This window comes from Psychrobacillus sp. NPDC093200 (assembly GCF_050280345.1).
In the GTDB taxonomy this organism is placed as follows: Bacteria; Bacillota; Bacilli; order Bacillales_A; family Planococcaceae; genus Psychrobacillus; species Psychrobacillus faecigallinarum.
This window is the reverse complement of record NZ_JBNNVC010000002.1, coordinates 172,097-196,280: the sequence shown is the minus strand read 5'-3', so window position 1 is coordinate 196,280 and position 24,184 is coordinate 172,097. Positions and strand designations below refer to the sequence as shown.

25 protein-coding genes and 1 other annotated feature are annotated in these 24,184 nt (G+C 36.7%); of the genes, 1 reads left to right on the top strand and 24 read right to left on the bottom strand.

Features of this window, described 5'->3' with window-relative positions; translation table 11 throughout:
- Nucleotides 1–40: 40 nt before the first annotated feature.
- The 3 genes from ACQKNZ_RS08580 to ACQKNZ_RS08570 all read right to left on the bottom strand — a co-directional run bounded on the left by ACQKNZ_RS08580 (nt 41) and on the right by ACQKNZ_RS08570 (nt 3,708).
- Nucleotides 41–1,129 (bottom strand): M42 family metallopeptidase, encoded by a 1,089-nt coding sequence (locus tag ACQKNZ_RS08580; RefSeq protein ID WP_154310443.1) that lies wholly within the window; start codon nt 1,127–1,129, stop codon nt 41–43.
- A 104-nt stretch (nt 1,130–1,233) separates the two neighbouring features.
- Nucleotides 1,234–3,147, bottom strand: coding sequence for a DUF2207 domain-containing protein (locus ACQKNZ_RS08575; protein WP_427659156.1), 1,914 nt, complete (start codon nt 3,145–3,147; stop codon nt 1,234–1,236).
- A 75-nt stretch (nt 3,148–3,222) separates the two neighbouring features.
- A complete protein-coding gene (locus ACQKNZ_RS08570) occupies nt 3,223–3,708 on the bottom strand; it encodes a dUTP diphosphatase (RefSeq protein ID WP_144535461.1) in 486 nt (161 codons plus the stop codon).
- Nucleotides 3,709–3,800: 92 nt separating this feature from the next.
- Here ACQKNZ_RS08570 and ACQKNZ_RS08565 point away from each other — a divergent pair, with 92 nt between their 5' ends.
- Entirely contained in the window at nt 3,801–4,184 is a 384-nt protein-coding gene (locus ACQKNZ_RS08565) for a sigma-w pathway protein ysdB (RefSeq protein WP_144535459.1), read from the top strand.
- Between the two features lie 96 nt (nt 4,185–4,280).
- Here ACQKNZ_RS08565 and ACQKNZ_RS08560 read toward each other — a convergent pair whose 3' ends face one another.
- The 21 genes from ACQKNZ_RS08560 to ACQKNZ_RS08460 form a co-directional block, all read right to left on the bottom strand.
- Nucleotides 4,281–4,832 (bottom strand): ATP-binding protein, encoded by a 552-nt coding sequence (locus ACQKNZ_RS08560; protein ID WP_427659153.1) that lies wholly within the window; start codon nt 4,830–4,832, stop codon nt 4,281–4,283.
- Complete coding sequence (locus ACQKNZ_RS08555; RefSeq protein ID WP_195761988.1) at nt 4,829–5,599, bottom strand: hypothetical protein; 771 nt, start codon at nt 5,597–5,599, stop codon at nt 4,829–4,831. The genes ACQKNZ_RS08560 and ACQKNZ_RS08555 overlap by 4 nt, the downstream gene beginning before the upstream one ends.
- A 605-nt stretch (nt 5,600–6,204) precedes the next feature.
- The gene (locus ACQKNZ_RS08550) at nt 6,205–6,489 is read right to left on the bottom strand and encodes a DUF1294 domain-containing protein (protein WP_144535457.1); all 285 of its coding nucleotides are present in this window, start codon (nt 6,487–6,489) and stop codon (nt 6,205–6,207) included.
- 203 nt (nt 6,490–6,692) lie between these two features.
- Complete coding sequence (gene rplT / locus ACQKNZ_RS08545) at nt 6,693–7,052, bottom strand: 50S ribosomal protein L20 (RefSeq protein WP_144535455.1); 360 nt, start codon at nt 7,050–7,052, stop codon at nt 6,693–6,695.
- Between the two features lie 47 nt (nt 7,053–7,099).
- Entirely contained in the window at nt 7,100–7,300 is a 201-nt protein-coding gene (gene rpmI, locus ACQKNZ_RS08540) for a 50S ribosomal protein L35 (RefSeq protein ID WP_144535453.1), read from the bottom strand.
- A gap of 30 nt (nt 7,301–7,330) precedes the next feature.
- On the bottom strand, nt 7,331–7,852 hold the full coding sequence (infC, locus tag ACQKNZ_RS08535) for a translation initiation factor IF-3 (protein ID WP_186318088.1): 522 nt from the start codon (nt 7,850–7,852) through the stop codon (nt 7,331–7,333).
- A gap of 306 nt (nt 7,853–8,158) precedes the next feature.
- Nucleotides 8,159–10,084, bottom strand: coding sequence for a threonine--tRNA ligase (thrS, locus tag ACQKNZ_RS08530; protein WP_144535449.1), 1,926 nt, complete (start codon nt 10,082–10,084; stop codon nt 8,159–8,161).
- A gap of 124 nt (nt 10,085–10,208) precedes the next feature.
- Nucleotides 10,209–10,433, bottom strand: a binding site (T-box leader).
- Between the two features lie 51 nt (nt 10,434–10,484).
- On the bottom strand, nt 10,485–11,426 hold the full coding sequence (gene dnaI, locus ACQKNZ_RS08525; protein ID WP_154310435.1) for a primosomal protein DnaI: 942 nt from the start codon (nt 11,424–11,426) through the stop codon (nt 10,485–10,487).
- A gap of 9 nt (nt 11,427–11,435) precedes the next feature.
- Nucleotides 11,436–12,791: a replication initiation and membrane attachment family protein gene (locus tag ACQKNZ_RS08520; RefSeq protein WP_144537115.1), complete on the bottom strand. Its 1,356-nt coding sequence runs from the start codon at nt 12,789–12,791 to the stop codon at nt 11,436–11,438.
- 30 nt (nt 12,792–12,821) lie between these two features.
- On the bottom strand, nt 12,822–13,286 hold the full coding sequence (gene nrdR / locus ACQKNZ_RS08515; RefSeq protein WP_144535444.1) for a transcriptional regulator NrdR: 465 nt from the start codon (nt 13,284–13,286) through the stop codon (nt 12,822–12,824).
- A gap of 120 nt (nt 13,287–13,406) precedes the next feature.
- Entirely contained in the window at nt 13,407–13,790 is a 384-nt protein-coding gene (gene speD / locus ACQKNZ_RS08510) for an adenosylmethionine decarboxylase (RefSeq protein ID WP_144535443.1), read from the bottom strand.
- A gap of 268 nt (nt 13,791–14,058) precedes the next feature.
- Complete coding sequence (locus ACQKNZ_RS08505; protein WP_154310432.1) at nt 14,059–15,063, bottom strand: glyceraldehyde-3-phosphate dehydrogenase; 1,005 nt, start codon at nt 15,061–15,063, stop codon at nt 14,059–14,061.
- A gap of 121 nt (nt 15,064–15,184) precedes the next feature.
- Nucleotides 15,185–15,775 carry a dephospho-CoA kinase gene (gene coaE, locus ACQKNZ_RS08500; protein WP_427659148.1) on the bottom strand — a complete coding sequence of 197 codons (591 nt, stop codon included), beginning with the start codon at nt 15,773–15,775 and terminating at the stop codon, nt 15,185–15,187.
- 13 nt (nt 15,776–15,788) lie between these two features.
- Nucleotides 15,789–16,664, bottom strand: coding sequence for a bifunctional DNA-formamidopyrimidine glycosylase/DNA-(apurinic or apyrimidinic site) lyase (gene mutM / locus ACQKNZ_RS08495; protein ID WP_427659146.1), 876 nt, complete (start codon nt 16,662–16,664; stop codon nt 15,789–15,791).
- A 12-nt stretch (nt 16,665–16,676) separates the two neighbouring features.
- Nucleotides 16,677–19,304: a DNA polymerase I gene (gene polA, locus ACQKNZ_RS08490; RefSeq protein WP_427659144.1), complete on the bottom strand. Its 2,628-nt coding sequence runs from the start codon at nt 19,302–19,304 to the stop codon at nt 16,677–16,679.
- A 148-nt stretch (nt 19,305–19,452) separates the two neighbouring features.
- Entirely contained in the window at nt 19,453–20,424 is a 972-nt protein-coding gene (gene hflC, locus ACQKNZ_RS08485; protein ID WP_144535434.1) for a protease modulator HflC, read from the bottom strand.
- Nucleotides 20,424–21,413, bottom strand: coding sequence for an FtsH protease activity modulator HflK (gene hflK, locus ACQKNZ_RS08480; protein WP_427659141.1), 990 nt, complete (start codon nt 21,411–21,413; stop codon nt 20,424–20,426). The genes hflC and hflK overlap by 1 nt, the downstream gene beginning before the upstream one ends.
- A gap of 202 nt (nt 21,414–21,615) precedes the next feature.
- Nucleotides 21,616–21,798, bottom strand: a complete 183-nt coding sequence (locus ACQKNZ_RS08475; protein WP_427659139.1) for a hypothetical protein — start codon at nt 21,796–21,798, stop codon at nt 21,616–21,618.
- A gap of 224 nt (nt 21,799–22,022) precedes the next feature.
- Nucleotides 22,023–22,838: an SDR family NAD(P)-dependent oxidoreductase gene (locus tag ACQKNZ_RS08470; protein WP_427659137.1), complete on the bottom strand. Its 816-nt coding sequence runs from the start codon at nt 22,836–22,838 to the stop codon at nt 22,023–22,025.
- A 38-nt stretch (nt 22,839–22,876) separates the two neighbouring features.
- Nucleotides 22,877–23,083: a hypothetical protein gene (locus ACQKNZ_RS08465; RefSeq protein ID WP_154310417.1), complete on the bottom strand. Its 207-nt coding sequence runs from the start codon at nt 23,081–23,083 to the stop codon at nt 22,877–22,879.
- Nucleotides 23,084–23,303: 220 nt separating this feature from the next.
- Nucleotides 23,304–23,666, bottom strand: coding sequence for a YunG family protein (locus ACQKNZ_RS08460; protein ID WP_154310415.1), 363 nt, complete (start codon nt 23,664–23,666; stop codon nt 23,304–23,306).
- Nucleotides 23,667–24,184 lie beyond the last annotated feature (518 nt).

Sequence of the window (24,184 nt, the reverse complement as noted above, 5' to 3'; positions counted from 1 at the left end):
AATGAGGAATACTATTGCAACCTTCATTAGTCTTTTATAATTAGTTAAAAGTAATATTATTTACTGTATCACGGTCTAGCTTTTTAATAACTTCCACAATTAGCTTAACTGTATTCTCATAATCATCTCTATGCAGAATTCCTGCATGTGAATGAATATAACGAGTAGCAACTCCAATCGATAAACATGGTACCCCGTTTAATGAGATGTGCATGGATCCCGCATCTGTTCCACCGCCAGCAATTGTTTCGAATTGGTATGGGATATTATTTTCTTCGGCAGTATCCACTACAAAATCACGTAAGCCTTTATGTGAAACCATAGAAGCATCGAATAGAACGATTTGTGGGCCGTCTCCCATTTTACTTGTAGATTCTTTAGGTGAAATTCCAGGAGTGTCACCAGCGATACCCACATCAACTGCAAAGCCGATATCAGGGTTAATTTTTGCTGTAGACGTTTTAGCTCCACGAAGACCTACTTCTTCTTGGACGTTCCCGACACCATAAACGATATTAGGATGATCTTGACCTTGTAAATTTTTTAAGACATCAATAGCAATGGCACAGCCAATACGGTTATCCCATGCTTTTGCAAGTAATAGTTTTTCATTGTTCATAACAGAAAACTCAAAATATGGAACGACCATATCTCCTGGCATTACTCCCCATGACATTGCTTCTTCTTTAGAGGATGCACCAATATCAATGAACATTTCTTTAATATCAACTGGTTTTTTACGAGCCTCTGGGCTTAGAATATGCGGTGGTTTCGAACCAATAACACCTGTAATGGTTTCTCCCTTACGTGTAACAATCGTAACACGTTGAGCTAGCATTACTTGTGACCACCAGCCTCCTACTGTTTGAAAGCTTAAAAAGCCTTTATCATCAATCTTAGATATCATAAAGCCTACTTCATCTAAATGACCAGCGACCATAATTTTTGGGCCATTGGCATCACCAACTTTTTCAGCAATCAAGCTTCCAAGATTGTCATATTCAATTTTGTCTGCATAAGGAGCGATATACTTCTCCATCACTTGACGTGGCTCACGCTCATTACCTGGTATTCCTTTTGCGTCGGTCAAATCTTTAAGCATTGTTAATGTTTCATCTAATTTCGTCATTATTTCGACCTCCTAAATATACTCATCAACTAATTATATGACAAATTGAATGCATATTCAAAATATTTATTAAAGAATCTTCAAGTTTTCTAGTGATAAAATAACTAGTCTGCACCAGCGCCTCCTCCACCGTCACCAGAGCTACCTCCACCATCAGAGGATGAAGTTGAGGAACCTGAGGAACCATCACCAGAAAATAGGGAACCCTTAGTCCATCTCCATGAATCCATTACATAATTCATAGGATCTGTTTCTACTAATAACAAACCTGCCAATGGAACTGTGGCCATTTCAAGAGGGAAAGTTTGTTGTCTTCTTTTAAACAAATACGCTCGAATAGCCCAGCTTTCTTCAGAATATAAAGGAACATTCCCTTTTTTACGCTTTCTCAGTGCTCTTTTAAAAGTTCTTATAGAATCTTTCGCTCTGACCGCATTCATAGATAAAATATTCCTTGGAACAGCAATATATAAAACAATGAAAGCAACCAATAAATTAAAGGTTTGATTGAACAGTTGTTCATCTACCAGTTGTGCGCTTGCAAAAAACATGAATGCTATATATAAAAATAGCCATAGTTTAGACTTTTTCTTTACCCATAGTATTACAATATACACCAAGGAAACACCTATAATCCATGCTATCCCCCAACTGCTTCTTAAGTCTACAAAATAGGCAATAGAGAATAGTATAGCCAGTATAATGGTCGCCATACTTAAAATAGTAAGTGGTATCTTATCATTAAAAGCTCCAGCTTCTTTCATCTCGGATTCAACTGCCGATTCCCATTTTTTTTGCTTTTCTTTAAAATCTCTTTTTCGATGAACAAAATAGTCATTTTGACTTTTCTCTTCTCTAGCCGCGCCAGCTATATCATGCAAATTAAATTTTGATTTAATCGATCCTTTTCTTGATGAGAATAACCAATTTATCATTATATTTTCAAAATCAGCCTTAGCGATGCTTCGATCGACCAACTGAAACTCAAGTGTCTCTTTTGGTGATTTGGGATCATTCTTGAAACGAACCGCTGCCTTTCCTTTCATAACTTTTAATGCTCCATTTTCTACTAATGAAAATAAACCTGCCAAAAAGCTTTTTCGACTGGTGTTACCTACGGAGTCCACAAAAAAAAGATATAAAACATCCGTATCTAGGATATCTCTTTCAGATCCCCTTCTCCAAAAATGTCTCTGTGGCAATAAGATTATGAATAATAATGCAGTCACTAGCAACCCAATAATTATTTTGGGAATGAGATTCTTTATTTCTCCCATCCCCTCTAATCGATTGTACGTCTCGTCAAATGTTTGTTGTTCTATAGCAAAAGCATCACTTAACGTTTGAGATGACTTAATCTTCGACATACCTGTCATCACTGAAGATGGAAAGTAAAAACTAGTCTTGGTTGTAGAATACGCCTCTGATTTAGGAGTCACAAACCTAACCCCATATTGATTTTTCTCACGTTTTACCGCATGCCGATCAAACATAATACCATCAAAACGATCAGGATTCATTGGTTGCGGAAGGATAAAATCAATTGTAACATTCTCATAGGTTTGATCATGAGCGTTCCCATCAAAGTAAGTCACTTTTAGCTCGCTATAATTTTCATAAGACTTTACTGCATCCTTTAGTGTATAAGCATAAAAAAAGGATACCTTTTCATTGGATTTATCAATAATCGTACGAAAATAGTCATTTTCATAGGATACACTTAATGGAATCATCGATTCTTCTCCTACAAAACCTGGCTCCATATCTAGACTTTTAAGCTCATAGGAATAGAAATTTACTACCCTATCATCGTATGTATCAGGAAATTCTCTATATAGGTTGGTAAAGGCCCCATCAAAATTATAAGTAAATACCTCATTAACTAATAAATCGCCGTTTGGTTGTATCCAAGATTTAATGTGTACTTTGTCAATGCTGAATGATTTTGCTTCTGCCACCGAACCAAAGGAAAGAAAAGCGATCACTAAAGATACCAAGAAATATAATAACTTTTTCATAAAGCACCTCCCATACCAATATTATCAAGATACATATCGTACGGAAAATACTTAAAAAAGTTTCACATTTAAAACTTAATAGCCATTTTTCTGTCTTTCATAATTGGTTTCATTTTTGGATATATAGGCATTCAGCACTTCTTCACTGGAGAAACCAAGTTTTTCTGCTATAGCCCCATACATAATCCATACTTTTTCATATCGATTTTCTGATGGATTAGTAAGAAAATCTAATATAGCTGAATTTGTCATAAGAAAAATCTCAGTTATTTCTTGTTTCAGATTAGATTGTGGCCAAACCTCTAGATAATCCAGTTTTTTTTCTATACCTAATGATAATAAAAAATGAATAGAATCTACGTATTCTTCTAAGATTACCTCTCTCTCAGACGCTCCTTTATTGCTCCAAAATTTAAAGCATCTTGTTTCATTAGCCAATTCTGCTAATTCTACGATTAATGCTAAACCTTTTCTTTGAAATACATCCTCATTTACTTTCATATTTGTTTCAATATAACTGTCTAATTCTCGTTGCATTTTAAAAAGTTTTTGTAAATTCATATTTTCCTCCAAAAAATTTAATTTATTTTGAAACCAAACTACTTCTTATATCGTATAGCAATTATCATGTATTTTACAAGGAGGACATTTTAATGGTCCATATTTTAAGATTACTAATAATTGCATTAATCATATATTTATTTTATAAAATTTTGCGATACTTATTTGATCCTAAACGAAAGCTAGACGAAGCCTATGAAAAAGATCAGTATTATTACTATGATGATATTAAAAACGTTCGTAAAAACTTCTTTATCACTTACAAAGGCGCAATGTTTGAAGGTGAAAAATATCTTGGTACTACCGAACAGGCTTTTGAGGTAGTATCTATTTTCATTTGGATTAAAGATCCTTCTAAGCTTCAAGGATTCACAAAAGAGGATTTCTATTTCCTCCAAAAAGAAATACTAATGAATTACCCTGACGCTACGATTAATTGGAAGAGTCCAATCGAGCAGCTGATGAAGGAAGAGTAATAATTATAAGGAAGAGCTCTCGAAATAATTTCATTCGAGAGCTCTTTTATAGAATATATAGGAATTGTAATAGGATGCATGAATAGATGGTGATACTCATTTTAATTGTGCAAGTTTAACTATATCTCCTACTATAATCTGCACATCCTGTTGTTTTTTAATCACAAACAAATAATCTGCCTCTTCTTTTGTTGGTTCAACTACTTCTTCTAAATTTTGTCGAATAAGTACTTCTTCAAAATTAGAAGCAGTTCTTAAAATCGATGAACTGCGATTGCTAGCCGTAAGTCTATCCTTTAATATCTCTTCAGGTATATCAAAATACACAACCACTGTCTTAAAACCAGAACTCTTATAATAATCTAGAAATCTAGTTCTACCATTAATATTTCTATTGGAGTTACACAAAATAAGATGGCAATCCGACTCTTTAACGGCATAATCGACAATCATTTTTGTAAGCCCATATTTCAACTTATTGCTAGCCGTCTTTGGTAATAAGTTTATGTAATGAGTAGCTAAAAACTCCGCATGATTGTCCTGATCAATTATCACTGAGTTTGCTAAATGTTTTTCTAATAGTTTAGCAAATGTTGTTTTACCACTATGTGTCTTTCCGACAGTCATTATAACGATTCTGTTTTTCATAAGATTGCCTTGTTGCTAAGGGTTATAAATAAGTTCTCTACATTAAAAAAAGTGCTCAAAGGTTCTTTTCTTCCCGTTTCATACCATTGCTTGTATTGTTTAAATACTTCTATCGGGTTATTATTATTTTGCTCTTCCACCAAATGCTTAACGGTTAAAAAGCTTCGAGAATAATCATACATAATACTGGATAACTCATTAATATAGGAACTAGTTCCAAATTCATCTATACTTCTATTTCCGTATTGATCCTTATAATATGCTACAATTGCTAATTCAACATTAGTGATTATTTCAAAATCCTCAGGGTTCAATAAATTTTTCCTAGCTATGTAGTCGCACATTCCTTCTTCAAACCAAATGCTATCTCGTTCCTCATCAAACTCATCGGGAAACAAATCTAAATGGTGAACCATTTCGTGACCAGCTATCGTTAAGACGCCTTCGTCCTTAAAATGTTGATAGAAATCTTTTATCAAATCATTCTCTACATCTCCGTATATTTTCATGAAAAAATTTCTCCATTCACCAATGTCTGGTGTCATATAGATTAGATTTCGATTTGTATAAGCTGGAATTGGAATGTCCGAAAAGGTACTAGTAGCTAAATCTACTGGAGTCCAGACGAATCCTTTAGGCGGTTCATTTAATTCATACTCTTCCTCTAGTAAGGCTTTAAAGTCTTTTAATCTAACTTTAAAGGACTCTATTATTTCTAAGTATTTAACAGCCTCATATGGTGTTTCAAAAGCGTATATATGTTTCATATGTCATTCCTCCCTTTCCTCTCTATTTATTATATAATAAAAAATAAAGTGAAAAGTAAGAAATTAATAAGGTTCGCTCCACGAAAATGCTTACCTCGTTAAAAGCTATGAACAAATAATGGGGAAATTTCAGCTTTCGGCGGACGCTTTCCGCGGGGGGAGCGATAAGCCATCACCGTCGCTTCCGCGCCGTAAGTGATGTCTTATCTGTCTCCCTGCTCCCGCAGGAGTCGCCGCCTGTCTCTTCAAACATATGTGATGAAAGTAAAGAACAAGTAAATCTCTTATTAGACTAGTGCATTCATTTTTTACACTCAAAAGAATATTCACTCGTTAGGTTACTATGAATTTCGAGGATGGGCGTCCCGCCAATTTCAAGACAGCCATTGTTAGCTAAATTTATTTCCTTTGTATTAAAATAACTAGATGAGATTGTTAAAAAAAGGAGACCTACTATAGCTATTCCTAAAAGAAATACCACTTGTAAAAAGTACCTATTCTTTGTCATTTTCAAAAACCTCATTTCAATTATATCTGCTTTACTACTTATACCTTTATACGAATGTAATTATTTCGTATCAATCTAAAGATTCTTCTAAATTAAATTAGAATACTAGAGGACTATTATCTGTTAACAACCAAACAATTAAAAATATATACAAAATTAGTAACATGAGAAAGCCTACACGAAAATTGGTATGCTTTGTTTTGTGATGAAAAAGCTGCATCCCTAAATATGCACCAATTCCACCTCCAAAGATGGCAAAAGTCCATAAAGTTTTTTCGGGAACCCTTTGTCCTTTTTTCTTTGCTTGTGATTTGTCATAGCCCATCAAAAAGAACGCTGAGACCGACATTAACAAGATAAAAATGAGAATTACATTTACCATAATTGTCCCTCCTCTCAGAAAAACGTAAGTGCCTTTATCTGCTCCAACAAGTGACTAAAGAATAGCGTAGGAGGCAGCACCTCACTGCAGCTAGACATAACCAAATGCACAAAAGCCTATATTTACCGCAGGTAACAAATGGAGAAAAGCATTAGATTGTAAAAAAAAGGCTGATAGAAAATCTATCAGCCTTTTCATCTAACTTATTTGTTGATTGCTTTTTTTGCTGCATCAGCAAGTTGTGTAAATGCAGCTGCATCAGTTACAGCTAAATCAGCTAACATTTTACGGTTAACTTCGATTTCAGCTAATTTTAATCCGTGCATTAAACGGCTGTAAGAAAGTCCGTTCATACGAGCTGCCGCATTGATACGTGTGATCCATAATTTACGGAAATCACGTTTCTTTTGACGACGGTCACGGTATGCATACATTAATGATTTCATAACCTGTTGGTTTGCTACTTTATATAATGTATGTTTAGAACCGTAATAACCTTTAGCTAATTTTAATACCTTTTTACGACGCTTGCGCGTCACTGTTCCGCCTTTTACGCGTGGCATGTTCATTACCTCCTGCTATTCTTTCGAATAATTTGATTTCGTTTAAATTATTTCATGTAAGTAAGTAAAGTTTTGATACGTTTGTAATCGCCTGAAGAAACTACTTTAGTTTTACGTAATTTACGTTTAGCTTTAGTAGATTTGTTAGCGAATAAGTGGCTTCCAAAAGCACGGTCATGTTTTAATTTACCTGTACCCGTTTTTTTGAAACGCTTTGCAGCTCCACGGTGAGTTTTCATTTTCGGCATGTCGAATTCCTCCTAAACAATTGTACTCTATTACTGTTTTTCGTTCTTAGGTGCAAGCACTAAGAACATGCTGCGTCCATCCATTTTCGGTTTTGACTCGATAGTGGATACTTCCGCACAAGCTTCTGCAAATCTATCTAAAACTCGTTGTCCGATCTCTTTATGAGTAATGGCACGACCTTTAAAGCGAATAGATGCTTTCACTTTGTCTCCTTTTTCAAGGAACTTGATCGCATTTTTCAATTTCGTTTGGAAATCGTGTTCATCGATTGTTGGGCTCAAGCGAACCTCTTTCATTACGATGATCTTTTGATTTTTACGAACTTCACGATCTTTCTTTTGCTGCTCAAATTTGAATTTACCATAGTCCATGATACGAGCGACTGGTGGCTTGGCTTGAGGAGCCACAAGGACAAGATCCAAATTTACACGACCTGCTATTTCAAGTGCTTCGTTACGTGTTTTTAAACCTAATTGATCACCATTTTGATCAATAACGCGTAGTTCGCGTGCTCGAATGCCATCGTTCACATACATGTCTTTGCTAATAATGATCCACCTCCAGATAGTGTCGCGAATACATGGTTTGGGCATAAATTCCGTAGAAACGAATCAGTTACGCCGTTTTCGATCCAATAAAAAAGCGAGCAGACATTTGTTATGTCTGCCCGCCGATATGAGAAATATGTAGCAACTACATATTACAGTCGATCGTGTGCTTACCAGTCAACAACCTAACGTGTCGAACAGGTGAGAAGCGGGCAGCCTCTTCTTATACCACAAACTTGTATTCAATAACCTTAATAACTATACCACCTGTAACAACAGTTGTCAACAAGATTATTCAATAATTATTAATTAGTGTTTTACTTCTTCTTGGATTCTAGTTAAGAACTCATCGAAAGGTATGCTTTCAGAATTTTGTTCTCCGTATTTACGTACGTTAACGTTACCAGCCTCTAACTCTTTATCCCCTAAAACAAGCATGTACGGGATTTTTTGCATTTGCGCTTCACGAATCTTGTAACCAAGCTTCTCTTCACGGTCGTCCATTTCTACACGGAATCCAGCAGCAACCAATTGCTCTTCAATTTGCTTCGCATAATCGAAATGCACTTCATTGGAAACTGGAATAAGCTCAACTTGCACTGGAGCCAACCAAGTTGGGAAAGCACCTTTGTATTCTTCTATCAGGAATGCCACAAAACGTTCCATAGTTGAAACGACTCCACGGTGAATAACAACCGGACGATGAGGTTTGCCGTCTTCTCCTACATATGTTAAATCAAAACGCTCAGGTAACAAGAAGTCTAATTGAACTGTAGACAAAGTCTCTTCCTTACCAATTGCAGTTTTTACTTGTACATCTAATTTAGGGCCATAGAATGCTGCCTCGTCTTCAGCTTCGATATAATCTAAACCTAACTCATCCATTGCTTCTTTTAGCATGCTTTGAGCTTTTTCCCACATTTCATCATCATCAAAGTATTTTTCTTTGTTGTTTGGATCTCTGTAAGATAAACGGAAAGAATAATCATTTAAGTCAAAGTCTTTGTAAACAGAGATGATTAGTTCTACAACCTTTTGGAATTCAGTTTTGATTTGATCTGGACGTACAAATAGGTGAGCATCATTTAAAGTCATCCCGCGAACACGTTGAAGCCCCGATACAGCTCCCGACATTTCGTATCGATGCATAGTACCGAGCTCAGCAATGCGTAATGGGAGGTTACGGTATGAATGCATGCCATTTTTGAAAATCATCATATGATGCGGACAGTTCATCGGACGCAATACTAATGTTTCGTTATCCATTTCCATTGGTGGGAACATAGAATCTTGATAGTGCTCCCAATGGCCAGAAGTTTCATAAAGATCTTTAGAACCCAGCACAGGTGTGTATACATGTTTATAGCCGAGCTTCAACTCTTTATCCACGATATAACGTTCGATTACACGACGAATAGTTGCTCCATTCGGTAACCAAAGAGGTAAACCTTGTCCTACCTTCAATGAGTTAGTGAAAAGTTCGAGTTCTTTACCAATTTTACGGTGATCACGCTCTTTTGCTTCTTCCAACATTTTCAAATGCGCTTGAAGGTCTTCTTTTTTGAAGAAGGCAGTTCCGTAAATACGTTGAAGCATTTTGTTGTCACTGTTACCTCTCCAATAAGCACCTGCTATGCTTAATAGCTTGAATTCCTTTAACTTGCCTGTAGATGGTACATGGACTCCGCGACAAAGGTCAAAGAATTCACCTTGCTCATAAATAGAAACCTGTTCACCAGCAGGAATTGCTTCTAAAAGCTCTACTTTATACTCGTCATCTTTAAATTTGTCAAAAGCTGCTTCACGAGAAACATCGTGACGAATAATTTCGATATTTTCATTAATGATTTTTTTCATTTCTTTTTCGATCAATGGTAGGTCATCTGCTGTTATTGGCTCTGGAGAATCTATATCATAGTAGAATCCACTTTCAATAACTGGACCAATACCTAATTTAACATCCTTGAAAAGACGTTTAACTGCTTGTGCCAATAAATGCGCAGAACTGTGACGAAGAATTTCTAATGCCTCATCTGATTCCGGAGTGATGATTGCAATCTCCCCATCCTCTGTAATAGGTGTTTTTAGATCAATCAGCTTACCACTTAATTTACCTGCTAAAGCTTTTTTACGCAGCCCAGGGCTAATAGATTGAGCTATTTCTTCTGTAGTTGTAGATGAAGGAAACTCTTTTACTGCTCCATCTGGGAATTGTAACTTAATAACATCTGCCATTTTGAACACTCCTTAATTGTTTTAGATTAAATGCTGGCTTCAAAACTGTTCTTTCCTTGAACAGCTAAGCCTGTTCAGGTAATACGATTATTTATTTTAGACAAAATAAAAAACCCCATCCCGGTAAAGGGACGAGGTTTAAATCGTGGTTCCACCCTTCTTCTATCTATACGAGTATAGATGAAGCTCTGCATCGGCTAACGGGCCGGTGACCGGCAACTGCTACTTCAATTTCACAGCTACTGCTCGGAGGTGGTAAATCGATTGTCGATACTTAAGAAGCTTCCAGCCAAGGCTTCTCTCTCTATAAGTCGTACAAACTGATTATTGTCCTCTTCAACGCATTATTCTTATTCTTATGAAAATGATTATACGCCACGACTTTATCATTTGCAAGTAGTTATTTAAGCTCTCTCCAGTTTTTCCCTCGTAGAGCAACTGGATTAGTGAGTGCTTTAATCCGCTCCATAATACGCCCTGCCTTTACTACCTCTTTTTCTCCACGTTGCGTGTAGGAAAGATGATGTTGTAATTCATCGTAGTTAAAGTTCGAGGACATAAACGTCGGGAGTTGCTCTGACATTCTATAATGGAGAATTGTTCCTATAATCTCATCTCTTGTCCAGCTAGACATGGTTTCCGCTCCAATATCGTCAAGCATTAGCACTGGGGCCTTTTTCACAAACTCTACTTTTTCAGGTAGAGACTGATCTTGTATCGCTTGTTTCATTTCTCGCAGAAATTCCGGCACATATACAACGACAGAATGAATATGTCTAGCGGCTAGCTCGTTGGCTAATGCGCCTAATAGATAGGATTTACCAACACCAAACTTACCGTAAATATAGAGTCCTTTAGCTGGCAAGACATTTGTTCTTTCCCATTCGTTCAAGAAGTCTTTAGCAGCCCTTACCGCAACTACCCTACTGTCATCCTGTAAATCTAAACTTGAGAGACTCGCCTCCATCACTTCTTTAGGCATATGAATGCTGTCTATCATAGAGGTTACTTTTTTACGTTCATCCTCTATTACTCCTCGTTTACACCTTACATATTCTACATCTATTAGGTTTCGATCTAACACTAGCTTCGGCTCATAGCCCTTCATAAAGTTCGCACACTGCTCTAGCGAGGGACATTCATTACAATCATGAGACTGAGATTTATATTCATATAGCTTACTCAAGCTTCGACTTATTACCTGTTTCGAGATATCTTCGGAGTTTTCTTCTATAAATCCTTGTATACCCGGATCCTCCAATACTTCTTGCTGTAATTCGTCCAATCGAGAAGTAAATTCGGGAGTAATCACTCTTTTGAGTGTTTCATTGATTCGCTCCATTTTATTCACCTACCTTTTCTTCATACCTAGTTCTTCTAGTAATTTTTGTCTCTCTGCATCAATATCCTGAATTCCATTTGTTTCTTTTCCTGACTGTTTCAGCTCGTCATCTTTTTTATAAAACCAATCTGGCACCTTTTCTTCCCTAGTAGGTTTTTTCGAATAGGATTTCTGTTTAGAGCCTTCATTTTTCCACTTCATATATTGCTCATGCTCATTTCTTGCGAGCTCCATAGCTTCTTTAGCCGTTTTGATATCCTTACGCATCCAGTGTGATGCAATCTTCTCTGCGTAATTCTTTGTTAGTTTCATGTCCGTTCGCAGAAGAACGTATTGTAAGAGGACATTCACTACACCAATTGGCATTTTATAATGTGTGACAAAATAATTGGCTAACTGAACATCTGCAAGTATAGGCTCTTTTCCATTAGCAATATCCTTTAAAACCTTTGCAGGAGCAGTTGTTTCCAAATATTGAATCAACTCTTCCTCTTTCGTTAGCTTTTTCTCTACATTCTGTATTGGTTTCTCTGATAGCTCTATTTTTTGAAGAACTGGGGCAGTTCGAGAAACTGTTAGCTTATAATACTCGGCACATGCTTTTTTCAATCTAGCATCAGAAAGATTGAGATCATCATCCAATGCCAAAATAACAACCTTTTGCATTTCTATTGGTGATAAATTATACAAAAAAGCCAATTTCGCAATTATTTCTCTTGCTTCCAATGTCATTGCTGACTTGGGCACCAACTGTTCTGATAACCCTTCCTGCAATAAAACAAAGTCAAAATCTTCATAATAGAACGGTACAGAATTATTTCGTTTCTTTGATTGAAATTGCTCTTGCGTTGATATCGAAGTACCCGTTTTTGTTGATGGCTTAAAGACATCAACAAACGTTCTAGAAACATCTGTGAACTCTTCATGCCAGTTAGGCTTTTGTATGTAACGGTTTCTTAGCTGTTTATATGCATTTTCCCCAATTTTATTTAGTAAAAACATAGATAATAAGGGATCCTTTAAAAAGGACTCTGCATCTAAAGGAGCCTCGAGCTCATAATAGAAGGTTCTTCCTTCCTCAGTTGACTTTTGCCAAGTACGAAGCAAGCCTATTGCTTCCAGGGCAATTCTAGCCTGAAAAATTTTACCTAGTGACAAACCTAAGACGTTTAATAAATGATAATGCGTCCATTGTTCGTTATCTTTCATCTCTCCATCAGCCCATAAAGTCAAGTAGAGACTAATACTTTCAGCACCTACTATCGGCTGATAAAATAACGTCAATAACTGACGATCATAATCAGAAAAAGAATATGGCAAGCGAATCATATATGTATCTGTTGAATGTAGCTCCTTATATAACATCACTTGTTAACCTACTCTCTAATTAATAACTTATAATGAAGGGTTCTTTTTCAATATTTCCTTTAATTCATCGATGAATACATTGATATCCTTGAATTGACGATAAACGGAAGCAAAGCGAACATAGGCAACTTCATCGATTTCAGCAAGCTTGTCCATGACTTTTTCGCCTACCTCCTCTGATTTCACTTCAGAGTTACCAGTTCTTCTTAGCTCCTTCTCAATATAAAACACGATCTCCTCTAATTGGTCAAGTGCAACGGGCCTCTTTTCACATGCACGAATTAATCCACGTAATATTTTTTCACGACTAAATTCTTCTCGTGAGCCATCTTTCTTTACTACAATTAATGGAGTCTCCTCTACTTTTTCAAAAGTCGTGAAGCGGAAACCACAGTCTTCGCACTCTCTCCTTCTTCTAATCGCTTTGTTATCGTCTATAGGTCGTGAATCGACTACTTTAGTGCCATTAAATTGACATGCTGGGCATCTCATAGAACCTCTCCTAAATCTTATCTATAATTTTGTATTCCTATTATAACAATTTTTTCTCATAAAATCGAAAAAGCAGAGGAATAAGTTCCTCTGCTCACTCATTTAGGCATTATGTTTCATTTACGCTTGAACTGTCATGCGTTCTTGAGGTGTCTTAACTGGCCCCATACCACGTGGCATTTCCAGCGTTTCGCGCGTTCCAGCATTAAGAGCATCTGCGATATAGTTAGCTGCGATTGATGGATCTAAATCACCACAAGTATACACATCAATGCTTGCATAACCGTGCTCTGGAAAGCTGTGAATCGTTAAATGCGATTCGGAAATAATAACGACTCCACTTACACCTTGTGGTGCAAATTTGTGAAAAGCAACTTCTCTTACCTCTGCACCAGATTTTAGTGCAGCATCAACAAATGTTTGCTCGATAAATTGCATATCGTTAAGTTTGTCGAAATCGCACTCCCATAGTTCTGCAATAATGTGACGTCCCATTGTCTCCAATGTCCGTTTCCCCCTTTGATTAGTTTTATTTTTAACATCAAAGTTGACTACCACGGGGGAAAGTTAGTCCAAAGAGGTCCTAACCCTTTAAGTAGTCCATGTACTAGAAGTACACGATTCCCATTATAAAACAGTTTTTTTAATAATGCAATATAAAAAATCCTCTTTCTACTAATTCTAGAAAGAGGATGGAAATATGTTATTAACAGGAGATAAAAATTATTTATACGCAAAGAATAGCTAAAATTAGCTGTCTAGAAATTGACGATTAAAGACCACTTGCTACTTTTTTAGTAAGGTCAACTACTCTTGCAGAATAGCCCCATTCATTATCGTACCAAGCTAGAACTTTAATTTTTGTTTTGCCAATTACCATAGTCGTCAAACCATCTACCGTACTAGAATTAGTAGTTGTATTGAAATCAATGGAAACTAACGGCTCATGAGTTATTCCTAAAATACCCTTCATAGAACCTTCAGCTGCTTTTTCGAAGGCAGCATTTACTTCTTCAGCTGTCACTTCTTTTTGAACATCCACAACTAAATCAACTAAAGAAACATTAGGAGTAGGTACACGCAAAGCCATCCCATGAATCTTCCCTTCTAGCTCTGGTAGGACCAATGAAAGTGCTTTCGCAGCACCGGTCGATGTTGGAATAATCGATTGTCCACATGAGCGTGCCCGTCTTAAGTCTTTATGTGGGTTGTCTAAATTATTTTGGTCATTTGTATATGCATGAACCGTAGTCATTAAACCATTTTCAATTACAAATGCATCATTCAATACTTTGACAACTGGCGCTAAGCAGTTTGTTGTACAGCTTGCATTTGAAATGATTTGGTGATTTTTCACATCTAACTTATCTTCGTTTACACCAATAACAATCGTTGCATCTTCATTTTTGGCAGGTGCTGTAATTACAACTTTCTTCGCTCCTGCTTTCAAGTGACCAGAAGCTTTTTCACCATCATTAAATTTTCCAGTGGATTCAATAACGATATCCACGTTCAATTCTTTCCATGGTAACTTTTCAGGCTCACGTTCATTTACGATTTGTACTTTTTTACCGTTAACGATTAAAGCATTTTCGCCTATTTCAATTTTTCCAGTGAAAGTGCCATGCGTAGAATCATATCTAATTAAATGAGCTAAAGTTTCTAATGGGTATCTCGCATTGATAGCTACTACATTTAAATCCTCTTGTACGATTGCTTGGCGAAATACCATTCTCCCGATTCGTCCAAAACCATTGATTGCAATTGAAGCTGACATATAATAAGTCCTCCCGTAACGTGTGATACTTTTTGTTTTATAATCATGCATTAGTATAACACATTTTTAGAATTATGTAGCCTTAAAATAGCCCATTTTAAAATTCACTATTTTCAAATAATTATTTTTTCCAAGATTTTAAAATTTTTTCTAATTGCTCCTGAGTAGACTCTAAAGTACCATTATTATAAATAACAGCATCTGCACCCTTTTCCTTTATAGAGAGCGGCAGCTGTGATTGGATTCTTGCCTTTGCTTCCTCCATAGAATAATTGTTTCTTGCCATTAGCCTATTCAATTGCGTTTCTTCTGATACAGTTACAACAATAATCTTATCGACATAGGATTGTAGTCTACTTTCAAATAGTAAGGGAATATCCATAATAATAGTTGGGTAACCCGCTTCCAATAGCTCTTCCTTTTGCCTCATCATCTCAGCTCGAATGGCTGGGTGCATTATGTCATTTAGCTGCTTTCTTTTAGCGGGCGAGGAAAAAATGATTTCTCCAAGTTTTGGACGATTTAGATCTCCATCTGAAGTTAGTATATCTTCCCCAAACACATTTATAATCGCTTGTAAGGTTTCGGTCCCTTTCTCAACTACGACTCTTGCTACAAGATCAGCATCAATAATTGGATAGTTCATTTCCTTTAACATATTTGATACAGTACTTTTACCGCTAGCAATACTTCCTGTCAAACCAATAATCATGATGAATCCTCCGTTACTTTTGGCACGAACCACAATAGGTAGATGTTCGACCGGCAATTGTTTTCTGCTTGGTTGGTTTCCCACAGATTGGGCAATTTTTTTTGCTATACATTTGCAGTCTATGTTGCATTGTTCCTGCTCCCCCATTTATAGAGCGATAATCCGAGATGGTACTTCCACCATTTTCAATACTGTCTAATAGCACGGCGACAATTTCATGGAACAATTGAATTTTTCTTTCCTTGCTAATTCTTTTTACTTTTCGAGCAGGATGAATTCTAAGATTAAATAACGCCTCTGTTGCATATATATTGCCACAACCTGAGACTACATGGCCATCCATGATGAATTCCTTAATCGGTTTATTTTCGTATCGTGGGAGAAGGCTCATATTTAGGTAATGGTCTAGCGCTCCTTCGTCAAAAGGCTCAGGAGCCATTAGCAGTAACGGCGGATAATCTGCTTCAGTTTCTAACAGACGCAGTTCACCAAACCGACGTATATCGGCATATACAAGCATATCACTCTCATCAAAATGAAGCGTAACATGACTATGCTTCTTAAACTTTTCCTCCATGATGTCATCAAGACTTCGTACATAGAACCAAGCACCTGACATGCCAAGATGGGAGACAAGCAAAAATGATTCTCCGTCTTGATTTTTTAAATGAAAGTAAATATATTTAGAGCGGCGTTCTATTCGAACAATCGCCATTCCGGGAAGAGCAGACTGGAAAGATTCCACGTCTGCCCCCTTAATGATTGCTTCCTTCCCATTTTCCTTTGAATGAATAATAGTAGGGGAAACATCTACTGATTTAATCAATTTTCCCGTAACAACTGGCTGAAGTCCTCGAACTACCCCTTCAACCTCTGGTAATTCCGGCATACTTAAAACTCCTTACTTTGTATCGTACCAAGATGATCCATATGCATATTCAACTTTTAAAGGCACATTTAATTTAATAGCTGATTCCATTACTTCCGGGACAATTTTTTCTAATAGAGCTATCTCCTCTGGAGGAGCCTCAAAGATTAGTTCATCATGCACTTGCAGGAGCATTTTTGTTTGCATATTTTCTTTTTCTAATCGTTCAGCCATATCAATCATTGCTTTTTTAATGATATCGGCTGCACTTCCTTGGATAGGCGTATTCATCGCCGTACGCTCTGCAAAGCTTCTCAAGTTAAAATTAGAGCTTGTAATCTCAGGTAGATATCTTCTTCTATTTAAAATAGTAGTAACAAAACCTTTTTGTTTCGCTGTTTGTATACTTTCATCCATATATTCTTTCACGCCTGGAAAGCTTTTTAAATACTTGTCGATAAAAACAGCCGCTTCTTTGCGTGTAATATCTAGGCTTTGAGAAAGACCATAGTCACTAATTCCATAAACAATTCCAAAATTTACAGCCTTCGCAGCACGGCGCATATTCGAGTCAACCTCTTCTGCCCCTACATGAAACACATCCATAGCAGTTTTAGTATGAATATCCATATTATTGTTAAATGCTTCGATTAGATTATCATCCTCCGACATATGAGCAAGCACACGTAACTCGATTTGGGAATAGTCAGCTGCAAACATCACCCATTCTGGGTTAGATGGAACAAACGCTTTACGAATCTTTCTTCCTTCCTCGATACGGATAGGTATATTCTGTAAGTTAGGGTTAACAGAGCTTAAACGTCCTGTTGTAGTAAGCGCCTGCTGATATCTTGTGTGGATTTTCCCATCATCAGTGTGGATCTCTTTTAGGAGACCTTCGATATAGGTTGAATTTAATTTTCCTAACTGACGGTATTGTAGAATTTGCTCTATGATTTCATGCTCATTTGCAAGCTTCTCTAATACATCGGCTGCTGTAGAATAACCTGTCTTAGTTTTCTTAATTGGCGGTAGTCCTAGTTTTTCAAAAAGAATCACTCCAAGCTGCTTAGGAGAATTGATATTAAATGCTTCCCCTGCTAGGGCATGAATGTCCTTTTCAATTTGTTGTAGCTTGATCTCTAAATCATGACCCATTTCTACAAGAACTTGCTTATCTACCTTTACTCCATCCGATTCCATCGTTCCTAAAATAGAAGCAAGTGGCAATTCCAATTCCTTATATAGCTTAAATTGTTCATTTTCTTTTAATTTCTTTTCTAAAATAGGCTTTAAATGCCAAATAGCCAAAGCCTTCCTAGTAGCATGCTCTGCCAGTTTCTCTTGCTCTGGAACAGATTTTTTTGCTCCCTTTCCATATATCTGCTCGTTGCTTAATACATTATAATAACCATACTCTTTTCCAATAGATGCAACATCGTCTGCAGATAATGAGGCATTATCAATATATGCTGCCAGCGTTAGGTCAAACTCTACTCCGGAAATGCTAACTCCATGCTTTCTACTTACCGCTTGTGTCGCCTTGGAGTCCACTACATATTTTGTCTTCGACTCATCCTCAAGCCATGTACAAAATTCTTTTGAATGAAAAGCAGCTTCCCCTGGAACAAAATAGGATTGCTCTCCATCGGATAAAGCGATTCCTAATAAATCCGCTGTATGGTATTGTTCATCATATAATTCTAAGTGAAGAGACATTTCATCCTTTAATAAAGTGAAATCTATTTCCTTTACTATTTCAAATTTCGTTTCAGTAGTAGATTGCTCTTCCTCCACATATTCCGTTTTTTCTAATAAAGTTTTAAAGGATAGTTCCTTCCATATAGAGATCACTTCATCCATGTTAGGTCCGCTATAAGTGATATCTTCAAGTGAAACTTCAATAGGAGCATTTGTCTCAATGGTAGCGAGCACCTTACTCATCTTCGCCTGTTCTTCATTAGCGACAAGCTTCTCCTTTAGCTTAGCACCGCTAACAGAGTCAAGTGCCTTATATAGATTTTCGACAGAGCCATGCTCCTTTAATAGTTTAATCGCTGTTTTTTCTCCTACACCTGGAACTCCTGGGATATTATCGGAAGCATCTCCCATCAATCCCTTCATATCAATGATTTGAAGCGGGGTTAGTCCGTATTTTCCCTGAACATGCTCCGGTGTATATTTCTCTATATCTGTTATTCCTTTTCTTGTAATGTAAACAGTCGTGGAGTCTGTAGCTAGCTGAGTTAAATCTTTGTCCCCTGACACAATGACTACTTGCTGACCCGTAGTCTCCGCCTGGCGGCTAAGCGTTCCTATAATATCGTCTGCCTCATACATTTCCAACTCATAGCGTTTAATCCCATAAGCATCGATTAGCTTGCGTAAATACGGGAATTGCTCAGAAAGCTCTGGTGGAGTTTTCTGTCTGCCACCCTTGTATTCTCCAAATGTAGAATGTCTGAAGGTTGTTTTCCCAGCATCAAATGCCACAAGCATATGCGTTGGTTTTTCCTCGTCCATAATTTTTTGGAGCATCATCGTAAAGCCATACACGGCGTTCGTATGTATTCCATGTTCATTTGTTAATAAAGGAAGAGCAAAGAATGCGCGATAAGCCAAACTATTCCCATCTAATAATAGAATTTTTTCAGAAGACATGAATAAATTCACTCCTTGGTTTATATTGTTTTACATTAGCTTCTACACATTATTAAAAGTGTATTTTTGTATTAATACATTTTGCTAAAAATAAAATCGTCATTCCCTATATCTTACCATGACAGTAAGGGGAATGACGATTCATATACTATTCTAAGTATCCTGAAAGAATATTAGCATAAGGTGAATCTGATGGAATAATAATCATTGTATCTTCACCAATGGTTTTCTTATAGGATTCTAATGTTCTGTATAACGAATAGAATTCAGGATCTTTAGAAAAGCTCGAGTTATAAATTCTCGCTGCCTCCGCATCACCTTCTGCTACAAGAAGTGCAGCTTCTTTTTTTGCAGCAGCCTGCATTTGAATAACTTTACTATCCGTTTCTGCTTCAATTCTCCTCTTGTCAGCATCACCAGTAGATAAAAACTTTTGAGCAACACTTTCACGATCGGAAATCATTTCGTTATAAACAGATTGCTCATTCTCTTCTGGCAAGTCTGTTCGTTTGATACGCACATCTACTACTTCAATACCATATTTATCTTTTGCTAGAAGTTCATTAACTTCTTGTGTTATTTGATCGTTAAGGCTTCCTCGAGATGAGTTTTCATCATTAATGATTTCGTTATAATTTAATTGACCAAGCTCTGAACGAACGACAGAATAGATGAATTCTTCCATACGTGAGCTTGCATTAACAATATTCCCTGCATTAGAAATCATATCTTTAGGATTAACTACTCTCCAAATTGCATAATTATCAATAATTATTCGACGTTTATCCATTGTATTTATTTCTGCCTCAGACAGATTATGATTCATTTGATATTTTGGAATGGTCGTTACACTTTGGACAAATGGGATTTTCATATGCAATCCTGGTGAATCCTTAATGCTTTTAATCTCACCAAACTGACGAATAACCTTATATTCCCCTTCTTTCACTACATAAATATTAGCAAGGGCAATTACTGCTATTACAAAGACTACTAAGATAGTAATAAAAGACTTAGTATGCTTTTTAAAATCGATTGGTGTCTTTTCTTTCTTTGGTTTATTCGGAACAGTCTTAAACTTAGATTCTAAATTTGCAAAAGGGTTGTTGTTATCTGACATTATTGTCCACTCCCTTCTTCTGTCTTCGATTCATTTGTTGAGGTAGCTGCAGGTGCATTTTGTTTAGTAGATTCTAACGGTTGTAATGGTAAGTATTTCGTCGTTCCACCATCATCATTCATAATATAAATTTTCGCGCCCGGTAAAACGGAATCTAATGTCTCCATTACTAATCGCTGTCTTGTTATCTCTTTGTTATTTTGATATTCAGCATAAAGCTTATCAAATAAGGCTACATCCCCTTTGGCTTGTTCTATGCGGGCTGTTTGGTAACCACGAGCTTCAGAGATAATTGCATCTACTTCTCCCTCTGCAACACTTATTTTCTCATTTTCATATTTTTCTGCTTGGTTTACCTTTGTATTTTTTGTTTCCTCCGCATCCGTTACTGCTGTGAAAGCTGCACGGACCTCTGCATTTGGAAGCTCTACATCTTGTAATTTTACCGTTAAGACAGTAATTCCTATATCATACTTTTTAATCAATGACCCTAGAAGCTCGTTTGTATCTGCTTCTATTTGAGCCTTCCCAGAAGTTAATGCATCATCAATTTTAGAATTCCCTATAACTGAACGAATGGATGCTGAGGTTGCATCATGCAACATTTCTTTTGGATTTTCGGAATTAAATAGGTACGATTTTGGATCGGTAATTTTGTATTGTACTACTAGGTCCGTCAATACGATATTGTCGTCACCTGTTATCATTTTTGTATCCTTGTCATATGAGGTTATTTCCCCACTCTCATCCTGCTTGTATCCAAACTGAAGGCTAAAGGTTTCTTTTGATAACTTTTCTACCTTCTGAATCGGCCAAGGAAGTTTAAATTTCAAACCAGACTCTGTTATCGGCTCACTCGCCTCACCAAACGTAATGACGATTGCCTGTTCTGATTCATCTACTGTATACCAAGAAGTAAATACTGCGGATAAAAGAATAATTCCAACTATAGAAACAGCGATAATGGTCAATAATCTTTTTGTACTCATATCTTTTCCCCTTTCTCTCTATATAATTCTTTTACGGAAAGAAAGGGTAGATGGTTTCAAAAATATAAATATTTAGATTTTTTATGCTACGTTAAAAGTTAAGGTTGATTTAAAAGTGCAATAAAAAATGAGCTGGAAAATGTATCTCCACGCTCATTATATCTTGATACCATTTTTTTACTATAGCACCTCGTTAACGTAACTAAAACGGCAGGCTTTGAAAAAGCGAAATAGTTATAACTAATGCCGATAAAGATCCTGCGGACAGTAAGGTTATCATTTTTCGCCAATTTATCTCTCTTGAAGGTTTTGCAGCCTCTTGGGAAACCGCAATCCATATCACAAAAGAAACTATGGCTACTATGGCAATAACATCTTTAGACATATTTAATACCCCCTTGTATTATTCAGTTAAATGACGCGTTTGTTGAGCACAACTTAAACAAAACTGTTCAACTAACCTGTTGCTTAGCTCAATAAGAAAAAGGGCTTTACTCCCTCTTGATGTAAAGCACACCGTTAGTTTAAGTGCATATTTCACTATCATTCTTTTGTATTAATAATTAAATGATTTTTAACTCTCGCTCTCTATAGACAGAAAGCTGATTATCATTCATACGGCAAAGGTTGAGTTCCATCGACATCGGTAAAGCCATATTTTCTCGCTAGTTCAGCCACCATTATTGTTTCTCCAGAAAACTTAGATACCGTGGTGTCTGATGCCAATGCGACAACCGCACGGCCTACATACGCCGTCGTTTCAGTTGTTCCATCCTCTGGTCCAAAACCCGAGTCTATAACTCTTTCTGTTCTCATCCAACCAGGGCAAACAGCAACGGCTGAAACGTTGCATTCCTTTAATTCCTTTGCCATTCCTACTGTCATTCGATTGATAGCATTCATAGCTAAATCGTAATATAAATTACTTGAGATTTTGTCTTTGATAAAAAATGTGATATTTACAATTAACCCTCTATGGTGTTGGGCCATCAGAGGTACAGCGTATCGAGTAGTCAGCAAATAAGCTTGCGGTCCAGCAACCATCATAGCATCCCAATGCTCCAGTGGTCGTTCCCAAAAATGCCGCCCATCTCCTGATGGTAGAGAACTTTCGGACCCACCAAATACACTATTAACTAAAATATCACTGCGACCATGTTCCCTTTCAATTTGCTCAAATAAATTCCTTACATCATTGTCACTTGTATGGTCACACTGTATTGCGATGCCTTTACCTCCTCGTGAAGTAACACCATCGGCAGTTTCTTCAATGGTTTCTGGTCGATTATCGGTTCTAGACCCCTTTACACTCCGTCCTGTCACATACACCGTCGCTCCTGCACTGCCTAGTTGAAAAGCAATGCCCCTACCTGCACCACGGGATGCACCTGTAACAACAGCAATTTTCCCTTGTAATGGTTTCATATTTTCCTAACTCCCTGCCCCGTTAGTTAAAAGTCATGTTAAAGTTTTCTTTTTAATAAATTCATCAAATATATTAAGTAGTACATGAGTGAAATCATAAATGATAGAAGTATAACAATTATTGTACCGAATATATAGATTGCTGTTTCGGTAGCATCACCGCCATCAAACACATTTCCAAATAGAAAAAAGAAAATTACACTAACCATTAAAGTTAAGAAAAATATACTAATATACTTTGACATATTATCCCCCTCCACAATCCAACTTTACCGTAATAATCTAGACCTTTATTAAACTAAAATGCCGTTTTTGTTAAAGTGGGAAAATGTATTTTGTGAATTCCATTGAATACAGAACCAATAAAAATACAAACTATAAATCCGAACAATATATTGATAAGTTCCATTAAATATCCCCCAATATCACATTTTTCCTATCTTACCATAAATTAGTTAAATAATTTTATGAAAGTTGTTCTAGTATATTTAATACTTTTTGTTTCAAGTAACTGTATTGTGTTTCATTAGTATCTAAATAAGCTTCTTCTCTGTTTGAGGGAGTGTCCATGTACCCTATTGCTCCCTTAAATTGACTGTCAGTAAAATCATAACGTTTGCCATTAATACTATTATAAAAATGCCAGCCGTCTAATAGTTTAGTTTTCAAAATTTCTCCGCCCAATAAATCATGAACAACTAAAGTTGTTACACCACATTGACCTTTGGCTATATTCTCTTTACTCCATTTAGTACTCGATTCAATAGACCAGGAATTAGATAATGCATATTTAATTTTTTCACACAGTTTTTCATCTAATTTTTCCATCAGTTTCACTCCTGTTCAATTTAAGACTCGCAGACGAATGCGATGGCTTATTGATCCCTCCATCATCCGACGAAAGCGGAAATCTGCCCTCTCTTGTTCTCACTCTTCCAGTAAATTATCTGTAATCAATAACTTTGTATAGTTAGATTCGTTCATATGGCTTTCTCATTAATACTTAACAGATGATTGAAGCGGCTGGCGGCGACTCCTGTGGGATGAGTGAGACAGATAAGACATCACAAACGACGCGTAAGCGACGGTGATGGCTTATCGCTCACCCCACGGAAAGCGTCCGACTATAGCGGAAATCCGCCATCTCTCGTTCTCACTCTTCCAGTAAATTATCTGTAACTGATCACTTTATATAGTAGAGTCGCTATATGACTTTCTCATTAATACTTAACAGATAATTGAAGTGACAGGCGGCGACTCCTGTGGGATGAGTGAGACAGATAAGACATCACAAACGACGCGTAAGCGACGGTGATGGCTTATCGCTCACCCCACGGAAAGCGTCC

What these genes read in the sequence shown, in the direction of transcription:
- polA (WP_427659144.1), bottom strand. Translation starts at nt 19,304, where the DNA reads ATGTCTTCTGAAAAAATTCTATTATTAGATGGGAATAGTTTGGCTTAT.
- ACQKNZ_RS08570 (WP_144535461.1), bottom strand. Translation starts at nt 3,708, where the DNA reads ATGAATTTACAAAAACTTTTTAAAATGCAACGAGAATTAGACAGTTAT.
- mutM (WP_427659146.1), bottom strand. Translation starts at nt 16,664, where the DNA reads ATGCCGGAATTACCAGAGGTTGAAGGGGTAGTTCGAGGACTTCAGCCA.
- dnaI (WP_154310435.1), bottom strand. Translation starts at nt 11,426, where the DNA reads ATGGAGCGAATCAATGAAACACTCAAAAGAGTGATTACTCCCGAATTT.
- ACQKNZ_RS08575 (WP_427659156.1), bottom strand. Translation starts at nt 3,147, where the DNA reads ATGAAAAAGTTATTATATTTCTTGGTATCTTTAGTGATCGCTTTTCTT.
- rpmI (WP_144535453.1), bottom strand. Translation starts at nt 7,300, where the DNA reads ATGCCGAAAATGAAAACTCACCGTGGAGCTGCAAAGCGTTTCAAAAAA.
- ACQKNZ_RS08565 (WP_144535459.1), top strand. Translation starts at nt 3,801, where the DNA reads ATGGTCCATATTTTAAGATTACTAATAATTGCATTAATCATATATTTA.
- nrdR (WP_144535444.1), bottom strand. Translation starts at nt 13,286, where the DNA reads ATGAGATGCCCAGCATGTCAATTTAATGGCACTAAAGTAGTCGATTCA.
- ACQKNZ_RS08520 (WP_144537115.1), bottom strand. Translation starts at nt 12,791, where the DNA reads ATGTTATATAAGGAGCTACATTCAACAGATACATATATGATTCGCTTG.
- ACQKNZ_RS08465 (WP_154310417.1), bottom strand. Translation starts at nt 23,083, where the DNA reads ATGTCAAAGTATATTAGTATATTTTTCTTAACTTTAATGGTTAGTGTA.
- ACQKNZ_RS08470 (WP_427659137.1), bottom strand. Translation starts at nt 22,838, where the DNA reads ATGAAACCATTACAAGGGAAAATTGCTGTTGTTACAGGTGCATCCCGT.
- ACQKNZ_RS08505 (WP_154310432.1), bottom strand. Translation starts at nt 15,063, where the DNA reads ATGTCAGCTTCAATTGCAATCAATGGTTTTGGACGAATCGGGAGAATG.
- coaE (WP_427659148.1), bottom strand. Translation starts at nt 15,775, where the DNA reads ATGATTATTGGTTTGACAGGAAGTATTGCTAGCGGTAAAAGTACTGTA.
- ACQKNZ_RS08580 (WP_154310443.1), bottom strand. Translation starts at nt 1,129, where the DNA reads ATGACGAAATTAGATGAAACATTAACAATGCTTAAAGATTTGACCGAC.
- rplT (WP_144535455.1), bottom strand. Translation starts at nt 7,052, where the DNA reads ATGCCACGCGTAAAAGGCGGAACAGTGACGCGCAAGCGTCGTAAAAAG.
- ACQKNZ_RS08560 (WP_427659153.1), bottom strand. Translation starts at nt 4,832, where the DNA reads ATGAAAAACAGAATCGTTATAATGACTGTCGGAAAGACACATAGTGGT.
- ACQKNZ_RS08475 (WP_427659139.1), bottom strand. Translation starts at nt 21,798, where the DNA reads ATGTCTAAAGATGTTATTGCCATAGTAGCCATAGTTTCTTTTGTGATA.
- hflC (WP_144535434.1), bottom strand. Translation starts at nt 20,424, where the DNA reads ATGTCAGATAACAACAACCCTTTTGCAAATTTAGAATCTAAGTTTAAG.
- thrS (WP_144535449.1), bottom strand. Translation starts at nt 10,084, where the DNA reads ATGGCAGATGTTATTAAGTTACAATTCCCAGATGGAGCAGTAAAAGAG.
- ACQKNZ_RS08550 (WP_144535457.1), bottom strand. Translation starts at nt 6,489, where the DNA reads ATGGTAAATGTAATTCTCATTTTTATCTTGTTAATGTCGGTCTCAGCG.
- ACQKNZ_RS08460 (WP_154310415.1), bottom strand. Translation starts at nt 23,666, where the DNA reads ATGGAAAAATTAGATGAAAAACTGTGTGAAAAAATTAAATATGCATTA.
- hflK (WP_427659141.1), bottom strand. Translation starts at nt 21,413, where the DNA reads ATGAGTACAAAAAGATTATTGACCATTATCGCTGTTTCTATAGTTGGA.
- ACQKNZ_RS08555 (WP_195761988.1), bottom strand. Translation starts at nt 5,599, where the DNA reads ATGAAACATATATACGCTTTTGAAACACCATATGAGGCTGTTAAATAC.